This is a genomic window from Streptomyces sp. NPDC042100 (genome assembly GCF_055582325.1).
The window spans coordinates 105285-117265 of sequence record NZ_JBVJDK010000018.1 but is presented as its reverse complement, the minus strand read 5'-3'; the positions used below and the strand labels follow the sequence as shown (position 1 = coordinate 117265).

Below are 11981 nucleotides of genomic sequence, written 5' to 3'. Positions count from 1 at the left end.
GAGAGTACGCCGCAACGATAGGCCAATCGACACGCAAGGCGATTGCGATTTCTCCCCGGAATCATGAACTCCGTAGTGAATAATTGCTCCATGGACCGAATCGATCTCCAGATCTTGCGCGAACTCCAGGAAGACGGCCGGTTGAGCAACCAGGAGCTCGCCCAGCGGATCGGCCTGAGCCCCTCCCCCTGCATGCGCCGGGTGCGGCAACTGGAACAGGACGGCGTGATCCAGGGCTACCGGGCGATCATCGACCCGGCGGCGGTGGGCCGGAGCTTCGAGGTGCTGGTCTCGGTGGAGGTGAAGCGGGACCGGGAGACGGTCGAGGCCTTCGAGGAGGCCCTGCAGGACATCCCGGACGTGATCGAGGCGTACCGCCTCTTCGGCAGCCCCGGCTGCCTGCTGCGGATCGCGGTCGCGGATCTGGCCGCGTACGAGCGCCTGTGGATCGAGCGGCTGACGACGCTGGCGGGGGTCACCGAGGTGAACTCGCAGATCATCATGAAGCGGGTCAAGGAGCCCAAGGGTCTTCCGGTGGAGCGCTGAACACGCCGCCGATCGCCCCGACTTCTTCACGGAGGAAGGCGTTCCATAGGCGGGATCTGGTCATGTACGGTTCAACCGCTCGTGGCGTGGAGGTCCGGTTCCCGACTTTCTACGCGCGCAGAGTGGGCACCCGCACCGCCTTTCCGCCCCCTCGCCCCTTCCCCCCACGGAGGTCTGACGGATGCTCGGACTCACGAGGTCGACGGGACGGGAGCCCTGCCGGCCTGGGGGCGTGGCGCTCCACCCCCCGGCCGCTACGCCCTCAGGACGCTGCCGAGCGGCTGACCGCCGGCCGCCCGCACCGAGCACCCGCCGCACCACGGCACGCCACCCGCCCCGAGAGAGGACCCCCATGTCCGTTGCGCAGATAGGCAGATGGAAGGTGTGGGCCGCGCTGTCCACCGCCCTCGTCGGTCTCACCCTCCCCGCCCTCACCGCGACACCGGCGAGCGCGACCACCACGGCGTACGACAGCACCTACTACAAGAACGCGGTCGGCAAGACCGGCACCAGCCTCAAGTCCTCGCTGCACACCATCATCAGCAGCCAGTCGAAGATCTCGTACGACGCGGTCTGGAACGCGCTGAAGGTCGCGGACCAGGACCCGAACAACAGCGCCAACGTGCTCCTGCTCTACAGCGGCACCTCGCGCAGCAAGACCCTCAACGGCGGCAACGTCGGCAACTGGAACCGCGAGCACGTGTGGGCGCAGTCGCACGGCGACTTCGGCACCTCGGCCGGTCCGGGCACCGACCTGCACCACCTGCGCGCGGCGGACGTCCAGGTCAACAGCATCCGCGGCAACAAGGACTTCGACAACGGCGGCAGCGCGGTCAGCGGAGCGCCCGGCAGCTACACGGACAGCAACTCCTTCGAGCCGCGCGACGCCGACAAGGGCGACGTGGCCCGCATGATCCTCTACATGGCCGTACGGTACGAGGGCGGCGACTCCTGGCCGGACCTGGAGCCCAACGACTCGACGACGAACGGCAGCGTGCCCTTCATGGGCCGGCTCTCGGTCCTCAAGCAGTGGAACGAGCAGGACCCGCCGAGCGCGTTCGAGGAGCGGCGCAACGACGTCATCTACACCAGCTACCAGGGCAACCGGAACCCGTTCATCGACCACCCGGAGTGGGTCGAGGCGATCTGGTAGCGGACGGCGCGGCGCCGGGCCCCACGCGCGGCCCGGCCCGTTCCGGCACGGTCCGTGAGCACGCCCGCGCGACCGCCCGTTGGACGTTCCGCCGAGGCGGCGGCACATCCGTGATCGGAACAGCGCATTGCCCCATCGGGGAAGGCCGGCCTGGAATGCCTGGGTAACCGGCACCGAAGGAAGCACATGACCTCCCTGCTCGACGGGTGTACGCCCTGGCCCGAGGAATACGTCGACCACTACTGGGCCGCGGGGCACTGGCGGGGCACCACCCTCGACAGTCTGCTGCGCGGCTGGGCGCTGGACCACGGCCCGCGCACCGCGCTCGTCCACGGCGACACCCGCGTCACGTACGCGGCGCTGAACCGGCGCGCGGACCGGATGGCCGCCGGACTGCGGCTGCGGGGGCTGCGAAGCGGGCAGCGGGTGATCGTGCAGCTCCCGAACGTCCCCGAGCTCGTCGTCACCGTCTTCGCGCTGCTGCGCGCGGGGCTGGTCCCGGTGCTCTGCCCGCCGGAGCACCGGGGGCCGGAGGTGTCCGAGCTGGTCCGCCGGACCCAGGCGGCGGGGTACGTGGGCCCGGCGACGCACGCGGGCTTCGACCACACGGCGATGGTCGCGGAGATCGCCGCCCAGGGGCCCTTCCTGCGGCGCGTGTTCACCTACGAGCCGCCGGGGACCGCGTCCGAGTTCGGCGGCGGGCTGACCACCGACCCGGCGGGCTGCCACTACAGCCCGCTGGCCTCCCTGGACGCCCCGCCCGAGCCGGCCCTCGCGCGAAGTGCCGGGCAGGTGGCCCTGCTGCTGCCCGCCGGGCCGTCCGGCGGTCCGCTGGTCCCGCGCACCCACGACGACTACGCGTACCAGGCGCGGGCGGCTGCCGAGGCGGCGTCCCTGACGCGGGACGACGTCTACCTGGCCGCCCTGCCCGCCGGCTCGAACACCGTCCTCGGCTGCCCGGGCATCCTGGGCACCCTCACGGCGGGCGGCACCGTGGTCATGGCGGAGGACCCTGACCCGGCCACGTGCCTGCCGCTCATCGCGCGCGAGCGGGTCACCGTCACGACGGTGACGGCGCCGGTGGCGGAGTCCTGGCTGGCGGCCCCCGGGGAGCCGGCCACCGCCACCCTGCGCCTGCTCCAGCTGACGGACACCCCGCCGAGCCCCGCGACGGCCGAGCGCGCGGGGAAGGCCCTTGGCTGCCGCGTCCAGCAGCTCTTCGCCCTGCCAGAGGGCGTCCTCCTGCTCACCCGCCCCGAGGACCCGGCCGGGGCGGCCCTGGCCACCCACGGCCGCCCGCTCTCCCCCGACGACCGGATCCGCCTCGTGGACGCCGCCGGCGCGGACGTCCCCGACGGCACCACGGGCCGCCTCCTGGCCCGGGGCCCGTACACCCCCCGAGGCCACTACCGCGCCACCGCCGAGGACTCCTTCACCCCCGACGGCTACCTCCGCACCCCCTACCTGGCCCACCGCACCCCGACCGGCGCCCTGGTCGTCACGGGCCCGGCCCCTCGCCCCCGGAACGGCACCCCGTAGGGCGCACCGCCTCCTCCGTCCCGCCCCCTCACGCGTTCGGCGGCCCGTGGTGGCGGGCGGAGCGGGCGGCTCGCAGGATGAGGGGGTCCCGTTCCCTCTGCGAGGAGGCGGCCGATGGCCTCGACCGCGTACCGATACGACGACCTCAGCGCGCTCTACATCAACTGCACCCTCAAGCGCTCCCCCGAGGTCAGCAACACCGAGGGCCTCATCGAGCGCAGCCGCGAGGTGATGACCGGGCAGGGGGTGACGACCTCGCTGGTGCGGGCGGTCGATCTCGACATCGCCCCCGGCGTGTGGCCGGACATGACCGAGCACGGCTGGGCGTCCGACGCCTGGCCGGGGCTGTACGAGCAGGTCATGGCGGCCGACATCCTGGTGCTGTGCGGGCCGATCTGGCTCGGGGACAACAGCTCCGTGATGAAACGGGTCGTCGAGCGCCTCTACGGCTGCTCCGGGCTGCTCAACAGCGCGGGCCAGTACGCCTACTACGGGCGCGTCGGCGGGTGTCTGATCACCGGCAACGAGGACGGCGTCAAGCACTGCGCCATGAACGTGCTCTACAGCCTCCAGCACCTCGGATACGTGATCCCACCGCAGGCCGACGCGGGCTGGATCGGGGAGGCCGGGCCGGGGCCCTCGTATCTGGATCCGGGCTCGGGCGGGCCGGACAACGACTTCACCAACCGCAACACCTCCTTCATGGCCTGGAACCTCATGCACCTGGCCGCCCTCCTCAAGCGCGGCGGCGGCATCCCCGCCCACGGCAACCAGCGCACCGCCTGGGACGCCGGCTGCCGGCCCGACTTCGCCAATCCCGAGCACCGCTGAGGCCGCTTCCTCCCCCCACCTCCCCTTCGACCGATCCTGACCCCGTTTCACCTGCCCCGTTCCCCACCGGTTTTGGATTGACGGACGATCATCCATACGATCCTGCGATGATCACGAGAAAACGGCTGGCGACCGGGGCCTGCGGCGCACTGCTCGCCGCTCTGGCCGTCGGGCTCCTCCCGACGAGCGCCGCCGCCGACGACGGCCCCGCGGCGGACACCCCCAAGGAATCCCCCAAGGTCGAGCTGGTGCTCGACGTCAGCGGCTCGATGCGGGCCCGCGACATCGACGGACAGTCCCGCATGGCCGCCGCGAAGCAGGCGTTCAACGAGGTCCTGGACGCCGTCCCCGAGGAGGTCCGGCTCGGCATCCGCACCCTCGGCGCCGACTACCCGGGCAACGACCGCCAGCGCGGCTGCAAGGACACCCGGCAGCTCTACCCGGTCGGCCCGCTGGACCGCACCGAGGCCAAGACCGCGGTCGCCACCCTCGCCCCCACCGGCTGGACGCCCATCGGCCCGGCGCTGCTGGGCGCCGCCGAGGACCTCAAGGGCGGCGAGGCCACCAAGCGGATCGTGCTCATCACCGACGGCGAGGACACCTGCGCCCCGCTCGACCCGTGCGTCGTCGCCCGGGACATCGCGGCCAAGGGCATCCACCTCGTCATCGACACCCTGGGCCTGGTCCCCGACGCCAAGACGCGCCGCCAGCTGATGTGCATCGCCGAGGCCACCGGCGGCACCTACACCTCCGTGCACCGCACCGAGGAACTGTCCGGCCGCGTCCGCCAGCTCGTCGACCGCGCCGCCGACCCGGTCGTCACCCCGGTCGCCACGGCGGGCGCCGAGCGCTGCGCCGACGCCCCGACGCTCAAGCCGGGCCTCTACACCGACCGCCAGGTCATCGGCCGCCACCGCTGGTACCGCGTGGACGTCCTCCCGGGCCAGGAGCTGCGCGCCTCGGTGAGCGTCTCCGCCGACCGGGCCGTGAACAACGACTACGGGGTGCTCCTGCGGGCCGTCACCGCGCACGGGCGCGAGATCGTCCGCGGCGCCGAGGCCGGCGACGGGCGCACCGACGTCATCTCGACCGGCCTGCGCTATCCGAAGGCCGACCTGGACGACGGCCTCGGCGACGGCGACGCGAAGCCGGCCGCCGAGGCCGTCTGCCTCCAGGTCAGCAACTCCTTCTCCGCTCCCCCGTCGGTGAAGACCACCCCGGGCATGCCGGTCGAGCTCGCCATCGACGTCGTCGACGGCCCCGGCTCGGCGTCCGACGTGGCCTCCTTCGGCCTCGGCCGGGGCTGGTGGCTGCTCGGCGCGCTCGCGCTCGCCGGTTTCCTCGGCGGTCTGCTCTGGGGCTGGCTGTCCCGCTGGCGCCTCGCGGTCTGGAGGACCCACTGATGCCGATCACCTCGCGCTCCCTCGGCCGCGTGACGGCGGGCCTCGCGCTCGCCGCCGCCGCCCTGCTGGGCCCGGCCGCCGCCACCGGCTCGGCCGACTCGGCGACGCCCACGCCGGCGCCCACCGCCTCGGCCGCGCAGGCCGCACCCACCGAGGCCGGCACCTCCTTCCGTACCGCCGCCTTCTTCCGGCAGGGCCAGGAGGCCACGGCGCAGGCGTCCACGGGTGACTACCTGTACTGGACCTTCCCGGCCGACACCGGCCAGCGGCCGACCGTCGCGGCGACGGTCACCCTGCCCGACGCCGCCCTGCGGCACGGCTCCGCCGCGTGGCGGATCGACGTGTACGACGGGCTGCGCAGGCACCAGTCGTGCATGTACGGGATGCAGAACCGGGTCGCCGCCAAGGACGCGGCGACCGTGCGTCTGGAGTGCGTGCTGCGCCCCGTCCGGGCCGCCGCCGACACCTGGTCGAACGACCCGCTGCCCGGCAGCTACTTCGTCCGGCTGACCGTGACGGGGCTGCCCGAGGAGGACCTGGGCCAGCCGTTCTCGGCGAAGCTGACGGCGACCTCGCTCGACAAGGGCGGCGCCTACGCGACGGACGGCTCCCTCGCCGTGCCGCTGGTGCCGGGCGCGAGCACCCCGGGCACGGCCGAGGCCCGCGCGCCCGAGGACGGCTGGTCCTCGGGCTGGTGGTCGGACCGCTGGATCTGGACGGCCGCGGGCGGTGTGCTGGCCGCGCTCGCCGGGATCGGCGGCTATGTGCTGACCCGCGGCTCGGGCCGCCCGGCACACGTCCCGCCGACGGCCTGACGCCTCCCGCGCCACCCGCCCCGGCCGCCCGTCCCACGACGGGCGGCCGGGGCCGGACGCGTTCCCGGGCCCGTCAGAGCGCGCCGGGCCGCACCAGCCCCGTCTCGTAGGCGTGGACGGCGGCCTGGGTGCGGTCGCGCAGCGAGAGCTTGGCGAGGATCCGGCTCACGTACGTCTTCACCGTCTGCTCAGCGACCACCAGGCTCGCGGCGATCTCCGCGTTCGACAGGCCCTGCGCGATCAGGGTCAGCACCTCGGTCTCCCGCTCGGTCAGCGCCCCGACCCGGTCCATGAGCGGCGCGCGCGGCGCGGGGCTGATCCGGGAGAACTCGGCGATGAGCCGCTTGGTCACGTTCGGGGCGAGCAGCGCGTCGCCGCGCGCCACGACCCGTACCGCCTGGGCGAGTTCCTCGGCCGACGCGTCCTTCAGGAGGAAGCCGGAGGCGCCCGCGCGCAGCGCCTCGTACACGTACTCGTCCAGGTCGAAGGTGGTCAGGATGAGGACCTTGACCGTGGCGTCGGCGGGCGCGGTGAGGATCCGGGTGGCTTCGAGGCCGCCGGTGCCGGGCATCCGGATGTCCATCAGGACGACGTCCGGGGCGAGTTCGGCGGTCCTGGCGACGGCGTCCGCGCCGTCGACGGCCTGGCCGACGACCCGGATGCCGGGCTCGGCGTTCAGCAGGACGGTGAAGCCCTGTCTGACCATCACCTGGTCGTCGGCGATCAGGACCCTGATCTCGGGGCCGTCCGTCATGAACCGTCCTTCGTCGTGGGCCGCGTGGGCCGCGCGTGCAGGGGTGCGGGCAGGACGGCCGTGACGTCCCAGCCGCCGTCGGGGGTGGGCCCGGCGGCGAGTTCGCCGCCCAGCATGGCGGTGCGCTCGCGCATCCCGAGCAGCCCGTGACCGGGCTCCCGGGACCCACCCGAGGGTACGGGGCCCTCGGGTGGGCGGGTGGCGGGGGTGTTGGTGATCCGCACGGTCAGTCCGGCGGCGTGGTAGCGCGTGGCCACGGTGGCGCGGGCGCCGGGCGCGTGCCGCATCGCGTTGCTCAGCGCCTCCTGGACGATCCGGTACGCGGAGAGTTCGGTGCCCGGCGAGAGCGGACGGGCCTCCCCGACGGTCTCGGCGGTGACGTCGAGGCCGGCCGCGCGGACGTTGGCGAGGAGTTCGCCGAGCCGTTCCAGGGTGGGCTGCGGGGCGTGCCGTACGCCCGCGGCGGCGTCGCCCGCCGCCCCGTCGCCGCGCAGCACGCCGAGCACGCGGCGGAGTTCGGTGAGGGCGTCGACGGCGTTCTGCCGGATGCCGGCCAGGTTCTCGCGCAGTTCCGGGGACGGGTTCTCGACCAGGTGGGGGGCGACCTGGGCCTGGATGGAGATGACGGACATGTGGTGGGCGACGACGTCGTGGAGTTCGCGGGCGATCCGGCCGCGCTCTTCGAGCAGCGCGCGCCGGGCGCGCTCCTCGGCGGTCAGCTCCTCCTGGGCGACGAGCCGGGTGCGGGAGACCCGGCTGGCCCGCAGGGAGGCGCCGACCACGGTCGCGGTGGCGAAGGCGGTGGCGCCGGACCAGAGCGTGGGCAGGTGCGGGACGCCGCCGGGGCCGAGCGCCCCGACGCCGGTGAGGAGCGAGACGCCGAGGGCGGCGGCCGCGGCGACCGGCCGGACGCGCAGGGCCAGGAGCAGCAGGACGAGCGTGTGGAGGGCGATGGCCCCGGCGTTCCACGGCCGCTCGGCGCCGAAGACGGAGGCGGTGACGGTCGCGGAGACCAGGAGCGCCCCGGTGGAGAGCCACCAGCCGGCGGCGGGCCGGGAGAGGGCGAGGACGGGGGCGGCGCACTGGGCGACGACGAGGAGTGTGACGCTGCCGGGGAGGGGGTCCAGGTGGCGTGCGTAGAGGTTGAGGCTCCACACGCTCAGGAGCACGGTGAGCAGGACGAGGTGGGCGTGCGGCAGCCAGTTGAGCCAGCGGCTGCGCGGGAGCGGGTCGCGGCGGGCGGTGCCGAGGTCCGCGCGCAGGATGCCGGGCACGGCGCGCAGCGCGAGCTCCCACCGCCCGGCCGTATCCGTGGCCGCACCTGTGGCCGTGTCCGTGGCCGGTCCTGCCCCTGTCCGTGTCACTGCCTTCATCCTGTTCCCCCGGAATGCGTGTCGCATGGCCTCGGCCGTTCGCATGATGATCATCGTGCCGCCTTGACGCGGGCCCGTCGAGTGTTCGCCCGCGCCGCGGGCCCCGGGGTCGCGCGGTCCGCCGGGCGGCGGCGGGCCGTGCCCCGCTCGTAGGCGTGGAACGCGGCCCCGCAGAGCAGCAGGGCGGCCGCGAAGAGCGGCAGCCAGCCGAGCCGGGCCAGGACCCAGGCGTAGCCGTCGGGCACGGTGTGCAGTCCGGTGAGCGGCGCGTGGCCGAGGAGTCCGGCGGTGAACAGCCCGCCGGCGGTGACGGCGATCATCGCGGTCTGGTGCCAGAGGAAGACGGTCATGGCGCAGAGGTTGAGCAGGGCGACGGCCGCCCAGGCGGCGGGGCGGCGCAGGAGGCGCCGGAGCGGGCCGAGCAGGAGCAGGGCGCCGCCCGCCTGGGCGAGGCCGAAGGTGACGGCGGCGAGGGTGGGCGGGTTGAGGTTGGAGACGGGGGCGCCGGGCACGCCGACCATGGAGCCGGGGTAGCCGGCGAAGGCCACGAGCAGCCCGGTGGCGGCGGTGCCGCCGAGCAGCAGCGCCCAGGACGAGCGGAGCCTCAGCGGGCCGCGGCGGGCCAGCAGGGTGCCGAGGCAGTACGGGACGAGCCAGCCGGCGGGCAGGTTGAGCCAGCCGAGCGCCTCGGGGCCGCCGAAGCCGAAGCGGATCAGGTCGACGTGGAGGACGACGGCGAGCGGCCACAGCGGGTGGATCCGGGCGACGAGCGGCGTGGCGGCGGTCAGCGCGGCGAGGACGAGCAGGAACCACAGCGGGGACAGGACGAGCTTGCCGAGGGTGTACAGGGTCACCCACGGCACGCCGCAGGCGAGCATGACGCCCGTCGCCACGACCCAGACCGCGAGGAGCGGCACCACCGGGCGGAAGAGCCTGCGCAGCCGGGCGGCGATCCAGCGCCCGTGGCCCTCGCCTCGGGCGCGGGCCGCCGCGTGGCCGCGCGCGGCGACGTGGCCGCCGACGAGGAAGAAGACCGCGAGGGTCTGGAACGCCCAGGAGACGGGGGTGAGTTCGGGCAGGTGCCCGAGCGGGCTCTCGGCGCGGAGCGTGCCGCTGTCGGTGACGAGGGCGGTGACGAGCCAGTGCCCGAGGACCACGCCGAGGATGGCGAGGCCGCGCAGCGCGTCCAGGGCGCGGTCCCGCCCGGGCGGGGTCGCGGCCTCGATCCGGGCGGCGAGCGCGCGCACGGAGGCGGGACCGGAGAGGCGGGTGGAGCCGGTCGCGGTGCGCTGCTCACGCATGGCGGGGCTCCTGTCCGTCGGCGATGCGCGCGATGTTCGCCAGGGCCGTGGACCCGGGGACCAGGTAGTCGCTGTGGCCGCCGGGGCCCGCGTCGAAGGTCCGGGCGCCGAAGGCGGGGTCCAGGGGGTCGGCGCCGAAGCCGAGTTCGGAGCCGGCCGGCAGCGGGAGGCGCAGGTGCGGCACGTCGGCTATCCAGTCGGCGGCGCCGCGCCCGGCCCAGACGGCGGCCCGGGTGCGCAGGTCGGCGACGGTGTCGGAGCCGGTGCCGGGGCTGCCGTAGAGGACGAGGGCGTCGGCGGGGGTCCCCTCGGCGGCGCGGGCGCAGACCACGGAGCCGTAGGAGTGGCAGACCAGGGTGATCCGGGCCTCGGGTCTGGCCGCGCGCAGTTCGCCGACGAAGGCGCGGAGCGCGGGCGCGGACTGGTCGGCGCGGCCGGGGGTGAGGGAGGCGGTGCTGCCGGTGGCGGGGGTGCGGTAGCCGAGCCAGGCCACGACGGCGGCGCGGGCGCCGCGCCTGTCGCGGAGTTCGTCGCGCAGGGCGACGGCGCCCGCGCGGAAGCGCCCGTAGCGGTCGAGGTCGGTGTCGGCGCCGGGGACGAGGACCGCGATCCGGTCGGCGTCGGCGAGGTCGCCGACGACCTCGGCGGCGCGTCCGCCGTCCCGCCCGTCGAAGGTGAGGAACCGGCGGCCGGGCCCGGCCATGGCGTGCAGGGCGGCGGCCCGCTTGCGCGCCCCGTACTCCTCGGCGCTCCGCTCGGCCGCGCGCACCGCGTCCCGGCCGGCGGCGTAGCGCGCGGCGAGCTCCCCGGACGTCGCCGAGGCCAGCGGGGCGACCGGTGCCGGGGCGGGCGCGGGCACGTCCGCGGGCCGGGCCGCCCCGGCGACCGGCACCGCGAGCGCGGCGGTGACGAGCGCGGCGAGCAGCGTGCGGCGGAGCCGTCCGGGAGAGGGTGCGCGGCGGGGGCCGTGCGGCTGGGGCGCCATGGGAGTTCCTTCCGTACCGGGGTTCGATCCGGTACGGAAGAAACTAGGAAGCGGGCCCTGTGGTCGGCGTCCCGCCGGGGAGCCAATCCCGGCCGTAGCTCTCAGGTATGACGGGTAGTCCGCGAGGTTCGGCGGACGACGGGTCCGGAAGGCGGACGCCGTCCCCCGCGAGGCGGTCGGGCGGCGGCGCTCACACCCGCTCGTAGCGCAGCAGCACGACCCCGTTGGGGAAGGCCCGGGTGGTGTCGAGGCGCAGGTCGGTGAAGGTGTCGGTGGGGGCGAGGAGCGGGGTGCCTCGGCCGATCACGACGGGGTGGACGTACACCTGGTAGACGTCGATGAGGTCGTGTGCGCGGAAGGAGGCGACGAGGTTGGCCCCGCTCACCGTGAGGTCCCCTTCGGTGGCCGCCGCGAGGGCGCGGACCTCGTCCGGGTCGACGCGGGGGACGACGGTGGTGTCCCAGTCGGCCTCGGTCAGGGTGGTCGAGTAGACCGTCTTGGGCATCGTGCGCCAGATCCCGGCGAACTCGCGCGTGGCGGGCGAGCTCGCCGGGTCGGCGTCGGCGGTGGGCCAGTAGTCGGCCATCAGCTGGTGGGTGCGGCGGCCGCTGAGGAAGCGGCCCATGCCGGCCAGCTCCGCGTTGAAGTGGAAGTGGAGCTCCTCGTCGACGCGGTGCCAGCCGATGTCCTGGCCGGGACCTTCGGTGTAGCCGTCCAGGGACACTCCGGCGAACAGCACGATCTTTCCCGGCATCGGTGGTACGCCCTCTCGTCGGGGAGGGCCCCGGCCGCCGGGTCAGACCATGCGGCGGGCGCCCTCCTTGATGGCCTCACGGATACGGTTATAGGTTCCGCAGCGGCAGATGTTGCGGATCTGGTCCAGGTCGGCCTCGTCGACCTCGCGCCCGGCCTCGTGGGCGCGGCGCACCGCCGCCACGGCGGTCATGATCTGGCCGGGCTGGCAGTAGCCGCACTGGGCCACGTCGATGTCGAGCCAGGCCTCCTGCATCGGGTGCAGTTCCGCGCCGGCCGTCGCGGGCAGCCCCTCGATGGTGGTGACCTCGTCGGCGGGTCCGAGATCGCGGACCGGGACCGAGCAGGGGGTGAAGGCGCGTCCGTTGAGGTGGCTCGTACAGGCCTGGCAGACGCCGACCCCGCAGCCGTATTTGGGTCCGGTGACGCCGAGGACGTCCCGGAGCACCCAGAGCAGCCGGACGTCGTCCTCGACGTCCGCGGTGACGGCCTTGCCGTTGAGGATGAAGGTGTGCTGGGGCACGGTGG

Annotated in this window: 12 protein-coding genes; 6 read left to right on the top strand and 6 right to left on the bottom strand. The window is 74.5% G+C overall.

What is annotated here, in order from left to right:
* Positions 1-90 precede the first annotated feature (90 nt).
* The 6 genes from ACZ6J5_RS31835 to ACZ6J5_RS31810 all read left to right on the top strand — a co-directional run bounded on the left by ACZ6J5_RS31835 (position 91) and on the right by ACZ6J5_RS31810 (position 6287).
* On the top strand, positions 91-546 hold the full coding sequence (locus tag ACZ6J5_RS31835) for an Lrp/AsnC family transcriptional regulator (protein ID WP_469397255.1): 456 nt from the start codon (positions 91-93) through the stop codon (positions 544-546).
* Positions 547-898: 352 nt separating this feature from the next.
* Positions 899-1699 (top strand): endonuclease I family protein, encoded by an 801-nt coding sequence (locus tag ACZ6J5_RS31830; RefSeq protein WP_469397254.1) that lies wholly within the window; start codon positions 899-901, stop codon positions 1697-1699.
* Between the two features lie 186 nt (positions 1700-1885).
* A complete protein-coding gene (locus ACZ6J5_RS31825; protein ID WP_469397253.1) occupies positions 1886-3238 on the top strand; it encodes an AMP-binding protein in 1353 nt (450 codons plus the stop codon).
* Between the two features lie 114 nt (positions 3239-3352).
* Positions 3353-4069 carry a flavodoxin family protein gene (locus ACZ6J5_RS31820; RefSeq protein WP_469397251.1) on the top strand — a complete coding sequence of 239 codons (717 nt, stop codon included), beginning with the start codon at positions 3353-3355 and terminating at the stop codon, positions 4067-4069.
* Between the two features lie 107 nt (positions 4070-4176).
* A complete protein-coding gene (locus tag ACZ6J5_RS31815) occupies positions 4177-5472 on the top strand; it encodes a VWA domain-containing protein (protein ID WP_469397250.1) in 1296 nt (431 codons plus the stop codon).
* On the top strand, positions 5472-6287 hold the full coding sequence (locus ACZ6J5_RS31810) for a hypothetical protein (RefSeq protein ID WP_469397249.1): 816 nt from the start codon (positions 5472-5474) through the stop codon (positions 6285-6287). Before ACZ6J5_RS31815 ends, ACZ6J5_RS31810 begins: the two co-directional genes overlap by 1 nt.
* 73 nt (positions 6288-6360) lie before the next feature.
* Here ACZ6J5_RS31810 and ACZ6J5_RS31805 read toward each other — a convergent pair whose 3' ends face one another.
* From ACZ6J5_RS31805 to ACZ6J5_RS31780, 6 genes are all read right to left on the bottom strand, one after another.
* Entirely contained in the window at positions 6361-7041 is a 681-nt protein-coding gene (locus ACZ6J5_RS31805; RefSeq protein ID WP_469397247.1) for a response regulator, read from the bottom strand.
* Positions 7038-8414 carry a sensor histidine kinase gene (locus ACZ6J5_RS31800; RefSeq protein WP_469397245.1) on the bottom strand — a complete coding sequence of 459 codons (1377 nt, stop codon included), beginning with the start codon at positions 8412-8414 and terminating at the stop codon, positions 7038-7040. Before ACZ6J5_RS31800 ends, ACZ6J5_RS31805 begins: the two co-directional genes overlap by 4 nt.
* Positions 8415-8464: 50 nt before the next feature.
* Positions 8465-9715, bottom strand: coding sequence for an acyltransferase family protein (locus ACZ6J5_RS31795; protein WP_469397244.1), 1251 nt, complete (start codon positions 9713-9715; stop codon positions 8465-8467).
* Entirely contained in the window at positions 9708-10700 is a 993-nt protein-coding gene (locus ACZ6J5_RS31790) for an alpha/beta hydrolase (protein WP_469397242.1), read from the bottom strand. Before ACZ6J5_RS31790 ends, ACZ6J5_RS31795 begins: the two co-directional genes overlap by 8 nt.
* A 190-nt stretch (positions 10701-10890) precedes the next feature.
* A complete protein-coding gene (locus tag ACZ6J5_RS31785) occupies positions 10891-11454 on the bottom strand; it encodes a dihydrofolate reductase family protein (protein WP_469397240.1) in 564 nt (187 codons plus the stop codon).
* 42 nt (positions 11455-11496) lie between these two features.
* Entirely contained in the window at positions 11497-11976 is a 480-nt protein-coding gene (locus tag ACZ6J5_RS31780) for a (2Fe-2S)-binding protein (protein ID WP_469397239.1), read from the bottom strand.
* Between the last annotated feature and the right edge of the window lie 5 nt (positions 11977-11981).

Excerpts from the sequence above, each read along its gene's own strand:
- ACZ6J5_RS31815 (WP_469397250.1), top strand. The coding sequence starts at position 4,177 with ATGATCACGAGAAAACGGCTGGCGACCGGGGCCTGCGGCGCACTGCTC.
- ACZ6J5_RS31805 (WP_469397247.1), bottom strand. The coding sequence starts at position 7,041 with ATGACGGACGGCCCCGAGATCAGGGTCCTGATCGCCGACGACCAGGTG.
- ACZ6J5_RS31795 (WP_469397244.1), bottom strand. The coding sequence starts at position 9,715 with ATGCGTGAGCAGCGCACCGCGACCGGCTCCACCCGCCTCTCCGGTCCC.
- ACZ6J5_RS31820 (WP_469397251.1), top strand. The coding sequence starts at position 3,353 with ATGGCCTCGACCGCGTACCGATACGACGACCTCAGCGCGCTCTACATC.
- ACZ6J5_RS31830 (WP_469397254.1), top strand. The coding sequence starts at position 899 with ATGTCCGTTGCGCAGATAGGCAGATGGAAGGTGTGGGCCGCGCTGTCC.
- ACZ6J5_RS31835 (WP_469397255.1), top strand. The coding sequence starts at position 91 with ATGGACCGAATCGATCTCCAGATCTTGCGCGAACTCCAGGAAGACGGC.
- ACZ6J5_RS31825 (WP_469397253.1), top strand. The coding sequence starts at position 1,886 with ATGACCTCCCTGCTCGACGGGTGTACGCCCTGGCCCGAGGAATACGTC.
- ACZ6J5_RS31785 (WP_469397240.1), bottom strand. The coding sequence starts at position 11,454 with ATGCCGGGAAAGATCGTGCTGTTCGCCGGAGTGTCCCTGGACGGCTAC.
- ACZ6J5_RS31790 (WP_469397242.1), bottom strand. The coding sequence starts at position 10,700 with ATGGCGCCCCAGCCGCACGGCCCCCGCCGCGCACCCTCTCCCGGACGG.
- ACZ6J5_RS31810 (WP_469397249.1), top strand. The coding sequence starts at position 5,472 with ATGCCGATCACCTCGCGCTCCCTCGGCCGCGTGACGGCGGGCCTCGCG.
- ACZ6J5_RS31800 (WP_469397245.1), bottom strand. The coding sequence starts at position 8,414 with ATGAAGGCAGTGACACGGACAGGGGCAGGACCGGCCACGGACACGGCC.